The organism is Enterobacter sp. BIDMC 30 (assembly GCF_000534355.1).
Classification (GTDB): Bacteria; Pseudomonadota; Gammaproteobacteria; order Enterobacterales; family Enterobacteriaceae; genus Enterobacter; species Enterobacter ludwigii.
On record NZ_KI973169.1, the window covers coordinates 1,527,350 to 1,541,328 of the forward strand.

At 58.8% G+C, this 13,979-nt stretch carries 13 protein-coding genes; 8 read left to right on the plus strand and 5 right to left on the minus strand.

What is annotated here, in order from left to right:
• The first annotated feature begins 5 nt into the window (after nt 1-5).
• The 5 genes from L466_RS15025 to iolB are packed head-to-tail and all read left to right on the plus strand — an operon-like array spanning nt 6 to nt 5,820.
• The gene (locus L466_RS15025; RefSeq protein ID WP_014171147.1) at nt 6-1,034 is read left to right on the plus strand and encodes an ABC transporter permease; all 1,029 of its coding nucleotides are present in this window, start codon (nt 6-8) and stop codon (nt 1,032-1,034) included.
• Nucleotides 1,035-1,042: 8 nt separating this feature from the next.
• Entirely contained in the window at nt 1,043-2,176 is a 1,134-nt protein-coding gene (locus L466_RS15020; protein WP_020883047.1) for a Gfo/Idh/MocA family protein, read from the plus strand.
• Nucleotides 2,177-2,188: 12 nt separating this feature from the next.
• A complete protein-coding gene (iolC, locus tag L466_RS15015) occupies nt 2,189-4,093 on the plus strand; it encodes a bifunctional 5-dehydro-2-deoxygluconokinase/5-dehydro-2-deoxyphosphogluconate aldolase (protein WP_032680495.1) in 1,905 nt (634 codons plus the stop codon).
• 14 nt (nt 4,094-4,107) lie between these two features.
• A complete protein-coding gene (iolE, locus tag L466_RS15010; RefSeq protein WP_032680496.1) occupies nt 4,108-4,998 on the plus strand; it encodes a myo-inosose-2 dehydratase in 891 nt (296 codons plus the stop codon).
• A 9-nt stretch (nt 4,999-5,007) separates the two neighbouring features.
• Nucleotides 5,008-5,820: a 5-deoxy-glucuronate isomerase gene (gene iolB / locus L466_RS15005; RefSeq protein ID WP_032680498.1), complete on the plus strand. Its 813-nt coding sequence runs from the start codon at nt 5,008-5,010 to the stop codon at nt 5,818-5,820.
• Nucleotides 5,821-5,860: 40 nt separating this feature from the next.
• Here the strand turns inward: iolB and L466_RS15000 are convergent, their stop codons facing one another.
• The gene (locus L466_RS15000) at nt 5,861-7,078 is read right to left on the minus strand and encodes an MFS transporter (RefSeq protein WP_032680499.1); all 1,218 of its coding nucleotides are present in this window, start codon (nt 7,076-7,078) and stop codon (nt 5,861-5,863) included.
• Between the two features lie 113 nt (nt 7,079-7,191).
• On the opposite strand from L466_RS15000, the gene L466_RS14995 reads away from it, so the two are divergent.
• Nucleotides 7,192-7,638 (plus strand): winged helix-turn-helix transcriptional regulator, encoded by a 447-nt coding sequence (locus L466_RS14995; protein ID WP_014171141.1) that lies wholly within the window; start codon nt 7,192-7,194, stop codon nt 7,636-7,638.
• A gap of 45 nt (nt 7,639-7,683) precedes the next feature.
• On the opposite strand, the gene L466_RS14990 is transcribed toward L466_RS14995, so the two are convergent.
• From L466_RS14990 to L466_RS14980, 3 genes are all read right to left on the minus strand, one after another.
• Nucleotides 7,684-8,427, minus strand: coding sequence for an alpha/beta fold hydrolase (locus L466_RS14990; RefSeq protein WP_032680500.1), 744 nt, complete (start codon nt 8,425-8,427; stop codon nt 7,684-7,686).
• Nucleotides 8,428-8,438: 11 nt separating this feature from the next.
• Nucleotides 8,439-8,906 (minus strand): DUF6130 family protein, encoded by a 468-nt coding sequence (locus tag L466_RS14985; RefSeq protein WP_032680501.1) that lies wholly within the window; start codon nt 8,904-8,906, stop codon nt 8,439-8,441.
• 111 nt (nt 8,907-9,017) lie between these two features.
• A complete protein-coding gene (locus L466_RS14980; RefSeq protein WP_032680502.1) occupies nt 9,018-10,211 on the minus strand; it encodes an MFS transporter in 1,194 nt (397 codons plus the stop codon).
• Nucleotides 10,212-10,308: 97 nt separating this feature from the next.
• Between L466_RS14980 and L466_RS14975 the strand changes: the two genes are divergently transcribed.
• On the plus strand, nt 10,309-11,199 hold the full coding sequence (locus tag L466_RS14975) for a LysR family transcriptional regulator (protein ID WP_014171137.1): 891 nt from the start codon (nt 10,309-10,311) through the stop codon (nt 11,197-11,199).
• Here the strand turns inward: L466_RS14975 and L466_RS14970 are convergent.
• Nucleotides 11,196-11,366: a YfgG family protein gene (locus tag L466_RS14970; protein WP_020883056.1), complete on the minus strand. Its 171-nt coding sequence runs from the start codon at nt 11,364-11,366 to the stop codon at nt 11,196-11,198. The two genes, L466_RS14975 and L466_RS14970, sit on opposite strands and share 4 nt — an antisense overlap.
• 370 nt (nt 11,367-11,736) lie before the next feature.
• On the opposite strand from L466_RS14970, the gene L466_RS14965 reads away from it, so the two are divergent.
• Nucleotides 11,737-13,977, plus strand: coding sequence for an EAL domain-containing protein (locus L466_RS14965; protein WP_032680503.1), 2,241 nt, complete (start codon nt 11,737-11,739; stop codon nt 13,975-13,977).
• Nucleotides 13,978-13,979: the final 2 nt, after the last annotated feature.

The window sequence follows — 13,979 nt, forward strand, 5'->3', positions numbered from 1 at the left end:
TTTCCATGACGCAGATGATTTCTAAAACGCAGGTTCCGGTGAAACGCAGCGGACGCCTCGATCCCATCGCCTTCTTCGAGCGCTTCGGGGTACTGATTTTCATGATCCTGCTGCTGATTTTCTTTCAGTCGCAGAACAGCAATTTTTTCTCTGAACGCAATATTTTCAACATCCTGACCGAGGTGTCCATCTACGGGATCATGGCCGTGGGGATGACCTTCGTCATTCTGACTGCCGGTATCGATCTTTCAGTCGGCTCCATCCTGGCGGTCTGCGCCATGACCGCCGCATACGTGATTAAGGGCGACAACTTCACCACCGTTGATCCGAACGCCTGGGGCGGCATGAGCTGGCTGATTGGGCTGGGGATTTGTCTGGCGATGGGCACGGCGATTGGCTTCCTGCACGGCCTGGGCGTAACCCGCCTGCGCCTGCCGCCGTTTATCGTCACGCTCGGCGGGATGACCATCTGGCGTGGCCTGACGCTGGTGATCAACGACGGCGCGCCCATTGCAGGTTTCGACCCGGGTTACCGCTGGTGGGGACGCGGGGAGCTGCTTGGCATCTCCATTCCAATCTGGATTTTCGCCATCGTGGCGCTTGGCGGGTATCTGGCGCTGCATAAAACCCGCTGGGGACGCTTCGTCTATGCCATCGGCGGTAACCCGGAGGCAGCGCGCCTGGCGGGGGTCAACGTGAAGCGCGTGCTGGTGAGTGTCTATGTGCTGATTGGTTGTCTGGCGGGACTGGCGGGCTTCATTCTCAGCGCACGTCTTGGCAGTGCGGAAGCGGTCGCCGGGATCTCCTTTGAACTGCGCGTTATCGCCTCGGTGGTCATCGGCGGCACTTCGCTGATGGGCGGCTATGGACGCATCGGCGGCACCATCATTGGTTCCATCATTATGGGGATCCTGATTAACGGTCTGGTGCTGATGAACGTCTCGGCCTATTACCAGCAAATAATCACCGGATTAATTATCGTTCTGGCGGTGGCATTCGACACCTATGCCAAGAGCCGTCGCGGCGCATTGTGAGGATCAGGATGAAAGAGGTTCGTATTGGATTGATTGGCACCGGGTATATCGGCAAGGCACATGCCATCGCCTATGCCCAGGCGCCGACGGTATTTACCCTGCGCGGCAAACTGGTGCGCGAGATGGTGGCGGAAGTGACGCCCGCGCTGGCGGCAGAGCGGGCGCAGGCCTTTGGCTTCAACCGCTCAACCGGCGACTGGCGGGCACTGGTGGCTGACCCGGCGATTGATGTCGTGGATATATGCTCGCCCAACCATCTGCATAAAGAGATGGCGCTGGAGGCCATTCGCCACGGTAAGCATGTCTACTCGGAAAAGCCGCTGGCGCTGAATGCCCATGACGCACGTGAAATGGTGGACGCCGCGAAGCGGGCAGGGGTGAAAACGCTGGTGGGTTTTAACTACATGAAAAACCCGACGGCACAGCTGGCGAAAGAGATCATCGCCCGCGGCGAGATTGGCGAGGTGATCCACTTCTACGGTACCCACAACGAAGATTATATGGCCGACCCGCTTTCTCCCATTCACTGGCACTGTTTTAAAGAGACCGCCGGGCTGGGTGCACTGGGGGACCTGGCGGCGCATATCGTCAACATGGCGCAGTATCTGGTCGGGGACATTCAGCAGGTCTGCGGTGATTTAAAAATTGTTGTGCCTGAACGCCCGGCGCAGGCCGGTTCGTCGCAAAACGTTGCGGTTGAAAACGAAGATCAGGCGCACGCGATGGTCCGTTTCGCCGGCGGAGCACAAGGGGTGATTGAAACGTCCCGCGTCGCCTGCGGGCGCAAGATGGGACTGTCGTATGTGATAACCGGCACCAAAGGGGCCATCAGTTTTACCCAGGAGCGGATGGCGGAACTGAAGCTCTATCTGCATGACGACCCGGTAAACCGCCAGGGATTCCGCACGCTGCTCGTGGGTCCGTCACATCCGGACTATGGTGCGTTTTGCATGGGGGCGGGCCATGGTATCGGCTTTAACGATCAAAAAACGGTGGAAGTACGCGACCTGGTCGACGGTATTGCCGCTGATGTGCCGATGTGGCCGGACTTTGAAGAGGGCTGGAAGGTTTCGCGGGTGCTGGACGCCATCGCACTCTCGCACCAGGAAGGCCGCTGGCTGAACGTGAACGACATTGTCTGATGAGGTATCAACGTGGAAAAGCAGTTTGATGTGATATGCATGGGCCGCGTGGCGGTAGACCTCTACAGTCAGCAAATTGGTGCCCGTCTTGAAGATGTGTCGAGCTTCGCGAAATATCTCGGCGGCTCGTCCGGCAACGTAGCCTACGGGACGGCGCGTCAGGGGCTGCGCTCATCGATGCTGGCACGCGTCGGTGATGAACATATGGGACGCTTCCTGCGAGAAGAATTACACCAGGTGGGCTGCGATACCAGCCATCTGATCACCGACAAAGAACGCCTGACGGCGCTGGTGCTCCTCGGCATTAAAGACCGGGACACCTTTCCACTGATTTTTTATCGCGATAACTGCGCGGATATGGCCATCACGGCCAGCGATGTGGACGAACGCTACATTGCCTCCGCACGGTGCCTTGCCATCACCGGGACCCATCTCTCGCACCCTCAGACCCGTGACGCGGTGCTGACGGCGCTTAACTATGCCCGCCGTCACGGTGTTCGCACGGTGCTGGATATCGACTACCGGCCGGTGCTGTGGGGGCTGACCTCGTTAGGGGACGGGGAGACGCGCTTTATTGCCGCGGAAAACGTGACCCGTGAACTGCAGGAGGTGCTGCACCTTTTCGACGTCATTGTCGGCACCGAAGAAGAGTTCCACATTGCAGGTGGCAGTACCGATACCCTGCAGGCGCTGGGTCGCGTGCGCGCCGTGAGTAACGCTACGCTGGTTTGCAAGCGTGGAGCGCTTGGCTGTTCGGTGTATACCGACGCTATACCGCCCCGGCTGGATGAGGGGCTGACGGTGACCGGCGTGCGCGTTGAGGTGCTGAACGTGCTCGGTGCGGGCGACGCGTTTATGTCCGGCCTGCTGCGCGGCTACCTTAACGACGAAGGCTGGGAGCAGGCCTGCCGCTATGCCAACGCGTGTGGCGCGCTGGTGGTTTCCCGCCACGGCTGTGCCCCGGCGATGCCGAGCAAGGCTGAGCTGGACGACTACCTGTCGCGTGCGGCGTCGGTGCCGCGTCCCGATCTTGATGCGCGCCTGAACCATCTGCACCGCGTCACTACCCGCCGCCGCGAGTGGCCGGAGCTGTGCGTGATGGCCTTCGATCATCGCAGCCAGCTGGAAGATATGGCGTTGCAGTGCGGGGCATCCCTGAAGCGCATCCCGGCGCTCAAGCAGCTTATTCTGCAGGCCAGCCGTGAGGCGGCCAGCAGCGCAGGGCTTGAGGGCAAAGCCGGCCTGCTGTGTGACGGCACTTTTGGTCAGGACGCCCTGAACGCGATTACCGGCGAAGGGTGGTGGATAGGCCGCCCTATTGAGCTGCCGGGCTCCCGGCCGCTGGAGATGGAGCACGGTAACATCGGCACGCAACTCATCAGCTGGCCGCAGGAACATGTGGTGAAATGCCTGGTCTTTTTCCATCCGGAAGATGCGCACGGCCTGCGTCTGGAGCAGGAGCAGAAAATCGCAGAGGTCTACCACGCCTGCTGCCAGTCCGGTCATGAACTGCTGCTGGAGGTGATCCTGCCTGCCAGCATGCCGCGCAGCGATGAGCTTTACCTGCGCGCCATCTCGCGTTTTTACAACCTGGGGATTTATCCCGACTGGTGGAAACTGCCGCCGCTCTCTGCCGATGGCTGGACGGCGCTGAGCGAGATTATTGAACGTCGGGATCCACACTGTCGTGGCGTGGTGATCCTCGGGCTGGACGCCCCGGCTGAGCAGCTTCGTGCTGATTTTAAAGCCGCCTCGGGACACGCGCTGGTGAAGGGCTTTGCCGTAGGACGCACGCTGTTTGGCGATGCGTCCCGTGCATGGCTGAAACACGATATTGACGATGCGCAGCTGGTGGCACGCATCCGGGACAATTACCTGCAGCTTATCGCCTGGTGGCGCGAGCGCGGACACGCATAATTCAGGAGACGACAATGAGTGTGCAATTAGGCATTAACCCGCTGACATGGACGAACGACGATCTGCCTTCACTCGGCGCGGAGACGCCGCTGGATACCTGTCTGAGCGAAGGGAAAGAGGCCGGTTTTGCCGGTTTCGAACTGGGCAATAAATTCCCGCGTGAGGCGCGTCTGCTTGGCCCCATTTTGCAGCGCCACGATCTGCAGCTGGTCTCCGGCTGGTATTCAGGGCGTCTGCTGGAGCGTAGCGTGGAGGAGGAGATTGCCGCCGTGCAGTCCCACCTGACGCTGCTGCGCGAACTGGGGGCAAAGGTGCTGGTATTCGCCGAAGTGAGCGGCTGTATTCACGGCGAGCAACAGACGCCGGTTCATCTTCGCCCGCGCTTCCCGCACGCGCGCTGGCAAGAGTACGGTGAGAAGCTGACCGCTTTCGCCCGCTACACGCAGCAGCAGGGGGTGCAGATTGCCTACCATCACCATATGGGAACGGTCATTGAGTCCGCTGAAGATGTCGATAACCTGATGACCCATACCGGTGAAGAGGTGGGCCTGCTGCTGGACACGGGCCATCTGACCTTTGCCGGGGCTGATCCGCTGGCGGTGGCCCAGCGCTGGGCATCGCGCATTAACCATGTTCACTGCAAAGACGTGCGCGCCGACGTGCTGGCGGACGTCAAAAACCGCAAAACCAGCTTCCTTGATGCGGTGCTGAGTGGGGTCTTCACCGTACCGGGTGACGGCTGCGTGGACTATCCGCCCATCATGCGGCTGCTGAAGGCGCAGGATTATCACGGCTGGCTGGTGGTGGAGGCGGAGCAGGATCCTGCTATCGCTCACCCGCTGACCTACGCCCGTCTGGGGTATAACAACCTGAGCCGTCTGGCGCGCGACGCCGGGCTTATCTGAGGAGGTGACATGTCACGTCTGTTATCACGCTGGCAACCGCCGAGTGCGGAGGGCCGTACCCAGTCCGTCACGCCGGAACGCGCGGGCTGGGGATACGTTGGCTTTGAAGCGTATGAACTGCAGGAAGGGCAGACGCTGACGCTGCCCGCCGTCAGCGAAGAGCGCTGTCTGGTGCTGGTGGCCGGACGGGCCTCTGTCAGCACACCTACCGCGCAGTTTACTGACATCGGCGAGCGGATGAGCCCGTTTGAGCGCATAAAGCCCTGGGCGGTCTACGTCACGCCGCAGGAGACGGTGCAGATTAAGGCGCTGACGACGCTGGAGCTGGCGGTCTGCGCTGCACCCGGCAAAGGGACCTTCCCGACACGGCTTATCGCTCCGCAGGATATCGACGCGCAGGCGCGTGGTAAAGGCCATAACCAGCGCTACGTGCACAACATTCTGCCGGAAGATCAACCCGCCGACAGCCTGCTGGTGGTTGAGGTCTGGACCCACGAAGGCTGCACCAGTTCATACCCGAGCCATAAGCACGATACGGATAATCCACCGCAGGAAACCTACCTGGAGGAGACCTACTATCATCGCCTCAATCCCGGGCAGGGGTTCTGCATGCAGCGGGTCTATACCGACGACAAGTCGCTGGATGAGTGTATGGCCGTTTATAACCGCGACGTGGTGATGGTGCCGAAGGGGTACCATCCGGTGGCGACGCTGGCTGGTTATGACAGCTACTATCTCAACGTGATGGCCGGTCCGGTGCGAAAATGGATGTTCACCTGGGAAGACGATCACGCGTGGATCAACCGCGACTATCCACGTTGACGTTGCAGAAGCCCGCACCCCGCGGGCTTTTTTATCACCCTTATCCTGTCTTGCGCGTTACCCACCAGAACACCAGCGCCACCAGGCTCACCGCTGCGCCAGTCAGGCAGACGCCCTGCCAGCCCGCGATGGCATACGTCATCGTGGTGCTCAGCGCGCCCAGACCGCTGCCGACGGCATAAAACAGCATGTAAAGCCCGACCAGCCGGCTATGTGCCTCGGGGCGGGCGCGAAAGATCAGGCTCTGGTTGGTGACATGCAGCGCCTGCCCACCCAAATCGAGCAGCACGATGCCAATGAGCAAAATGCCGAGCGAACGATCCATCAGTGAAATCGGCCACCAGGCCAGGAGTAACAAGACCAGCGCAGCCGCGCTGGTGCGCCGGGCATATCCTCGATCGGCCCACTCTCCGGCCCGGGTTGCCGCTAACGCGCCTGCCATTCCGGCCAGGCCAAAAGCACCAATGGCGGTATGCGATAAGTTATAGGGTGGGGCACTTAACGGCAGCACCAGAGCGCTCCAGAAAATATTGAACGCAGCGAACATCAGTAAAGCCAGTACGCCGCGCACCTGCAGGACTTTTTCTTCCCGCAGCAGGGTCAGCATTGAGTGAATCAGGCGCGGGTAACTTATTGTTTCAGGCACCGCAGGCAAACGAGGCAGCCTCCACCACAGCGGAAACGCAATAATGACCATCAGCCCGGCGGCAGAGAGATACACGCCACGCCAGCCCGCGATATCGCTGATGCCTCCGGAGACGACGCGGGCCACTAACAGGCCCATAAATACCCCGCCTTGTGCCGCACCAATAACGCGGCCTTGCTCATGCGGCGACGCGGCGTTGGCCGCATAGGCGATTAGCCCTTGCGTCATGGCCGTTCCTGCCAAGCCGGTGGCGAGCATACCCGCCAGCAGCATCGTTGACGTCTGTGCCATGCCGACCGCGACCAGAGCGGCGACCAGTACGACAAGCTGTAGCGCCATCAGGCGCCGGCGATCCACTTTATCCCCCAGAGGAACCACGAACAGCAGAGCCAGAGCACAGCCAATCTGCGTGGCGGTGACCACGCCGCCAATGGCACCATGGCTGATGCCAACGTCTCTGGACAACGCGTCAAGCAACGGCTGTGCGTAATAGACGTTGGCCACGCTTAAGCCGCTGGCGAGGGCGAACAGCCACACCAGGCTACGCGGCATGTCGCCTGAGCGGACGTGCCCGGTTTTTCGATCTGACGGTAGTGGTGACGCGTGTGACATGTTCAAATCCTCGCCCTGGGTAAAGTGGTTTTAAAAAGAAACCAGTTGAAGGCTAGGCTATGCGGTTTTAAAATGCAACCAGTTATTGTTGACTGACCCGCCGGGGTAACGCTGTGCCGTCTCGTAAACCGATTGAACAGGAATTTTGTCCCGTTGCCCGCAGCGTCGATCTGATTGGCGATCGCTGGTCGCTTCTGATTGTGCGTAATGCTTTTGACGGCATGCGCCGTTTCGGGGATTTTCAGCGGGATCTCGGGGTTGCGCGTAACATTCTGGCTGACCGACTGCGCAAGCTGGTCGACGCGGGCATTCTCGCGATGCAGGGGGCGTCGGACGGTACGTCGTATCAGGAATATGTCCTGACGGACAAAGGCGAAAGCCTGTTTCCCATCGTCGTTGCGCTTCGCCAGTGGGGAGAGCAGCATCTGTTTGAACGCGGGGAGCGCCACTCGCTGTTGATCGACAGGCGTACCGGCAAGCCGGTTCCCCTGATGGCGCCAGCAGCGCAGGATGGAACGGCGCTGAAGGCGCAAGATACTGACGTGCAGAAAGTGAAGTAACCCGACGCTCTGCAAGCCCGCGATACGCGGGCTGTTGTGTCATTCTTAATGGTTTGTGATTGCCTGCTCAATCGTGCGGGCAATATCATCCGGCTGACTCACCATCGACACGTGGCTTGCTGCCACTTCCGTGGTTTTCGCGTGGATCGTTTTTGCCATCGCACGTTCAAGTTCCGGGTTAATCATCCGGTCATTTTTGCTGACCACAAACCAGCTTGGCTTTTCATGCCAGGCTGCATGGCTCACTTTTTCCGCAAACGCGTCGGCCTTGATCGGCCCCTGAGTGGCTGCAATGGTCTGCTGTTCAACGGCGCCTGCATCCGGTGCGAAGTCTTTCATCACGGCTTCTGGCGGGAGATACAAATACCCGTCTGCCGTTTTTGCGATATCCGCACTCCCCGCTGGCGGTGGGTAACTTCCCGCCAGGTCCGCCGTCGACTGGCCGGAATCAGGCGCAAAGGCCGCTACGTACACCAGGGATTTTACCCGTGCATCGTTGCCCGCTTCGCTGATCACCGTTCCGCCCCAGGAATGACCTACCAGCACCACATCGCCCTGCGCTCGTGCAATGGCGCGCCGGGTGGCGGCAACGTCATCTTTAAGCGACGTGAGCGGCAGCTGGACGGCAATCACCTCGGTATGCTGTTTTTGCAGCCGGGTAATGACCTTGTTCCAGCTGCTGCCATCGGCAAACGCGCCATGGACCAGCACCACACTGGTTTTGCTCTCAGCAAAGGCGCTGGCCGAAAGCGCCAGCAGACCCGCCGTCAGTACAAAGCGTGCTTTCATTGTCTGGCTCCTTAAAAATGATGGACCGTTGCGTGAGGCGGTACGGTGAATTCAATGGTTTTATGGTCGATGGGTTTATGCGTGGGGTCGGCCAGAATTATGGTCACTTTATGCTTCCCGGCGGGTAACCCAACCAGAATGATTGGCTCTCCGCTGGTATCGGCCCAGTGCCAGGGGGCGTCATCCACCACGACATGGATATGGCCGATACGTGGCGTGACCTTCAGCGCATCGGGCCCGAATACCGGCTCGATGCGCAGGTTTTCAGCCCGGTATTGAATAAAGACCGCCCCCTTGCTCAGCGGGCCGGCAAGCGGTGGATCGACAATCAGCTTAGCGGCCGGCTGTGGACGTTCCAGCGGGGCAACCGCGGCAGGGCCGTTGACGTCGGCAGCGCTGAGGTTATCCAGCGGTGCGGCCCAGGAGCAGGTTGCTGACGCCATAACAAGTGCAGGGAGCAGTAAATAACGACGGATCATCTGAGTCTCTCCTCAATCGGTTTCAAATTCGGTTTCAAACAATGACAGACACAGAAAACCATTTTTATGTATCCGGGATGTTTGCGGGGAACGGCGTTTTGTACCGGCTTGTCAGCGTGGCGCTCCGGATACAGTGGGATACATTTCATCATTCCGCGCGGGGTCGGCACTGCGCACAATCGCTATCGCCAGCCCGGCAATCACCAGCGTCAGCGCGGTGGAAACCCACATTGCGCCGGCGATCCCCAGCGTTTTGTTTAGCCACGCATAGGCAAACGGCGATGCCGCGGCCATAAGCTGTGCGGGAATGAGCAGCATGCCGGTGCGGCGGGCATAGCTTTCAGCGCTGAAAAGCGTCAGCGGCAGGGTGGCTTTTACTATCGTCATCAGCCCGTTGATGGCGCCGTAGCCCAGCACAAAACCGGCGGCACACCCGACAAACAGCGAGCTGCTTAACCCGATAACAAAGCAAAGCGGCATGGCGAGGGCGGTCAGGAGCGTCAGGTTGAGCGGGGTTAAGCGTGCACCCGCCAGCACCTCCGTGGCACGTGCGCCCGTCTGGCCAACGCCCCACAGCATGCCGATGGCGACCGGCAGGCCAAAACTGGCAATAAACTCTGGCAGATGGGTGGACGTGCCGTTAGAGACAAAGGTCATGAGGGCAATAAACGTGGCATACCGCCAGCCGTTACGCCGTTCCTCGCGCACGGGCGGCGCGGTAACGTGCGGGGGGGCCGCCAGCCGCTGGTGGGGAAGCGTGCGAATCAGCACCGCGCTCAGCAGGCCAAAGAGGGCGTAGATCTGCAATGCGTGTTGCCAGCTCATCACTTTCAGCAGCCCATCACCCAGCGGCCAAAAAACCGCTGATGCCAGACCGCCAGCGAGCGTGATGCGCGAGATCGTTCTGCGTGCCTGCTGGCCGTACAGGTTCACCAGCGCGGCGAACAGCGCATCATACAGCGACAGCCGCATCCCGATACCGGCAACCAGCCAGGCACCGTACCAGCCGAACAGCGTCTGCGTATATGCCATGCCCGCGCAGCTTGCGGCAATCAGTAACGTTCCGCTCATCACCACGTTCTGCCCGCCAGCGTACGCCAGCAGTCGGGCGACAAAAGGGGAGACCATCGCCATTACCAGCATCGCCAGCGTCAGGCCGAGGTAGAGCTGCGGTGATGACCACCCCCGGTCGGCCACAATCGCCTGGGCAAAGGTCCCGGGCATATAAAACGAGATCCCCCAGTTGATAAGCTGATGACAACCTGCCCGGAGGGCGAGGTGACGGGGAAGGGCAGGTGTTTTCATTGTTTTTCATTCCGTTATGCAGTTGTCCTGAGCATAGCGAGCGCGCTATTGTGCTGGCAGGTCAGCCACCTTATGCGCTGGATAAGAGAAACTTTGAATGACAACGCTCAACCTGGGCTATCTCGCGACGTTCCGTCTGGTTATCCAGCGCGGCAGTTTTTCCGCGGCGGCGGACCTGCTGGGCATTTCCCAGCCGGCCGTCAGCCTGCAAATCCGCCAGCTGGAGCAGTTTCTGCAAACCCGGCTGGTAGAGCGTACCGGGCGGGGTATCAAACCCACGGCTGCCGGGCAGGCGTTGCTGGTGCACGGGGAGCGTATTCAGCAGGCGGTGGATGAAGCCATTCGGTCCGTGAGTGAGTTCAGCCACGACGTGAGTGGCACCATTACGCTTGGCACGGGCGCAACGGCCTGCATTCATCTTCTGCCGCCGCTGTTGCAGCAGCTCGGGCGTGACTATCCGCTTCTCAGAGTGGGCGTGACGACCGGCAATACGCTCGACATCGTCCGGGCAATTGAAGAAAACCGACTTGATATGGGGCTGGTGACGTTACCGGTGAGCGGAAGAGCGCTCGACGTTACGCCGGTGATGGACGAAGAGTTTGTTTTTATCGCGTCGCTGGACCAGCAGGACGGTTTTCAGTCGTTGACGCCGGCTGCGTTGCACGCGCAGCCATTCATTGCTTTTGAATCAGGCAGCGGCACCCGGGCGCTGATCGACGGCTGGTTTGCTGCCGAGGGGCGAATCCTCACGCCGGTGATGCAGCTGGGCAGCATCGAGGCGATCAAGCGGATGGTACGTGCGGGGCTTGGCTACAGTATCGTGCCGCGTATGGCCGTAGACCTGGCGGCTGACCGCGAAGGGCTATGCGTGATGTCGCTCACGCCCGTGCTGCAGCGACAGCTGGCTGTGGTGATGCGCCAGGATAAAATCCTGAGCAAAGGAATAGCAGGGATAATTCGGATATTACAAAATCCTTCGACGCGTTAGCGATCGGCTGAATCAACGGTCAGGCTGGATTGCTGTGACTGGGCCTTGTCCTGATGGTGATACCAGGCGCCAATAGAGGAGTAAACGAAGCGGCCGAAGAAAAACAGGAAGCTGATAAGCAGTATGATGCGGGTCATCCGGGTGTTGAACTGATGTCGTTTTCGCATACGCGTGGCCTGACTCACTGTGTTTTTCCTGGGCATGCCCTTTTGGGCGACAGGGATATTAAGGCACAGCGGGAAGAGAGGGTCAATTCGCAAATGTGTAAATAACCGTCAATAGTTACATTAATTAATGTTATTGAAATTAATAATTGCATTTACCATATTGATAATATGAAGAAAACTATTTCAAAAAAAATGTAAGAAAGGATCGTTTGAGTAAATTAGTTTGATTTAAGTCAACGGTTTCCCTGGCCTGGTATTTAAAATCCCACCTCCATGCTGTTCGCCCCGCACGTTGTCGGGCGGCAGGTACGTCAGGTTGGATGCCTGTCTTCATTTCCCTCTGGAGCGAAAGGGGTTTAAACGGGCATCTATGAACATTATTTCTTTCCTGAAAAACAATAAAGACCGCTGGTGGGCTTTACCGCTTATTTTACCGGTGGGTTTACTGCCTGTATTAAGCGTTGCCAATACCTTTACCCGATTGGGCGATGGTCTGGTGGCACTCTATTATTTACCTCTCTCCTTTCTGCTTTCAGTGATGATGTTTTTTGGTCTGGAAGCGCTGCCCGGCATCGTATTGTCACTGTTCATCCGCTACTACCCGTCGGTTGGGTTGTTCGAAACCATCGCCGGCATTTTTCATTTTATTGTCCCTGTTGTGCTCAGCTGGGGGGGTTATCGGGTGTTTGCGCCCAGACGCAGCATGACGGCTTACGGGGATGTCAGACTGATGGCGCAGCGTATCTTCTGGCAGGCCTTTTGCCCCGCGACGCTGTTTCTGGTGCTATTCCAGTTTGCCCTCTATCTGGGTGTGTATGAGAGCCGTCAGAGCCTGGAGGGGTTGACCCCGCTTAATATTCGCACGTTGATTAACTATCAGGCGCTGCTGGTCAGTGGGCTGACGGGCGTGCCGTTAAGCTATTTACTGATCCGTCTGATTCGCCATCCGCGGTATATCAGAAGTCTTGTCTCGCAGGTGCGAATGCAGATAGACAAAAAGGTGACGGTCATTGAATTTCTGCTGTGGGCCATTGCGCTTGGCGGGCTGCTTACCCTGCTGCTGCTCCCGATGAATGAAAACAGCTCGATTTTCACCACCAACTACACCCTGTCGTTGCTGATGCCGGTGATGCTCTGGGGAGCGATGCGGTTTGGCTATAAACTGATGTCGCTTATCTGGACCCCGGTGCTGCTGGTGTCTATCCACTATTTTTACCGTTATATCCCTCAACAGTCCGGATATGACATTCAGCTGGCAATTACCTCTTCCAGCTATCTGGTCTTTTCGTTTGTGGTGATTTACATGTCGATGCTGGCTACCTGCCAGCGCGCCGCGAATAAACGTTCCCGCAGGCTGGCGCTACTCGACCCGGTTGTCCATATGCCGAACCTGCGGGCCTTGTCGCGCGATCTTGCCAAAAACCCGTGGTCGGCGCTCTGTTTGCTGCGCATTCCGGAGCTGGAGGTGCTGGGCCGAAATTACGGGGTGTTGTTGCGGATCCTGTATAAACAGCAGCTGGCGCAATGGGTCAATGGCACCTTGCAGTCCAGTGAGCGGGTCTATCAGCTCACCGGCTGTGACCTGGCGGTTCGCCTTAACGCGGAATCGCACCAGCAACGCATCGAGGCGCTGGACGAGCATATTAAACAGTTCCGCTTTGTCTGGGATGGGATGCCGCTGCAGCCTCAGGTGGGCGTGAGCTACTGCTATGTGCGCTCACCGGTGACCCACCTCTATCTGGTCCTCGGTGAACTGGGGGTGATTGCCGATCTGTCGATTTCGACCAACCATCCGGAAAATCTGCAGCAGCGCGGTGCTGTCCATCTCCAGCGTAGCCTGAAGGACAAGGTTGCGATGATGAGCCGTCTGCAAAGTGCGCTCGACAGTAACGCGTTTACTCTGCTGGTCCAGCCGGTTTGCGGCGTGCGGGGCGATTGCTACCACGAAGTGTTGCTGCGGATGTCGGATGCAAACGGGGCGTTGCTCTCTCCCTTGCAATTCCTGCCCGTCGCCCAGGAGTTTGGCCTGTCGTCGCGGGTTGATTTGTGGGTACTGGAGAACACGCTACGCTTCCTGGCAGAGCATCGGGTACATCTGCCCGGCCAGCGTTTTGCCATTAATCTGGGCCCTTCCACCGTGTGCCGTGCGCAGTTCCCGGCTGAGGTGAGTCGTCTGCTGGCGAAATACGCCGTGGAACCCTGGCAGCTGATATTTGAAGTGACCGAGTGCAGCACCTTCGGCAGTGGTGAGCAGGCGTTACATACCCTCAGGCAGTTGCAAAAAATGGGGGTACGCATTGCGATTGATGATTTCGGTACCGGCTATGCGAGCTACGCGCGGCTGAAAAGCGTGGACGCCGATATCCTTAAGATAGACGGAAGCTTTATCCGTAATATCGTCAACAACAGTCTGGACTATCAGATAGTGGCCTCGATTTGCCATCTGGCGCGAATGAAGAAAATGCTGGTGGTCGCGGAGTATGTCGAAACAGAAGAGATACGTAGCGCGGTTCACGCGCTAGGTATCGATTATGTGCAGGGTTATCTGATTGGCAGACCGGTGGCGCTTGAGTCACTGCTGGAAGCAGAGGCGTCGCCGGTCGAGACCTGAGC

What these genes read in the sequence shown, in the direction of transcription:
- L466_RS15025 (WP_014171147.1), top strand. Translation starts at nt 6, where the DNA reads ATGACGCAGATGATTTCTAAAACGCAGGTTCCGGTGAAACGCAGCGGA.
- L466_RS15020 (WP_020883047.1), top strand. Translation starts at nt 1,043, where the DNA reads ATGAAAGAGGTTCGTATTGGATTGATTGGCACCGGGTATATCGGCAAG.
- iolE (WP_032680496.1), top strand. Translation starts at nt 4,108, where the DNA reads ATGAGTGTGCAATTAGGCATTAACCCGCTGACATGGACGAACGACGAT.
- iolB (WP_032680498.1), top strand. Translation starts at nt 5,008, where the DNA reads ATGTCACGTCTGTTATCACGCTGGCAACCGCCGAGTGCGGAGGGCCGT.
- L466_RS15000 (WP_032680499.1), bottom strand. Translation starts at nt 7,078, where the DNA reads ATGTCACACGCGTCACCACTACCGTCAGATCGAAAAACCGGGCACGTC.
- L466_RS14990 (WP_032680500.1), bottom strand. Translation starts at nt 8,427, where the DNA reads ATGAAAGCACGCTTTGTACTGACGGCGGGTCTGCTGGCGCTTTCGGCC.
- L466_RS14985 (WP_032680501.1), bottom strand. Translation starts at nt 8,906, where the DNA reads ATGATCCGTCGTTATTTACTGCTCCCTGCACTTGTTATGGCGTCAGCA.
- L466_RS14980 (WP_032680502.1), bottom strand. Translation starts at nt 10,211, where the DNA reads ATGAAAACACCTGCCCTTCCCCGTCACCTCGCCCTCCGGGCAGGTTGT.
- L466_RS14975 (WP_014171137.1), top strand. Translation starts at nt 10,309, where the DNA reads ATGACAACGCTCAACCTGGGCTATCTCGCGACGTTCCGTCTGGTTATC.
- L466_RS14970 (WP_020883056.1), bottom strand. Translation starts at nt 11,366, where the DNA reads ATGCGAAAACGACATCAGTTCAACACCCGGATGACCCGCATCATACTG.
- L466_RS14965 (WP_032680503.1), top strand. Translation starts at nt 11,737, where the DNA reads ATGAACATTATTTCTTTCCTGAAAAACAATAAAGACCGCTGGTGGGCT.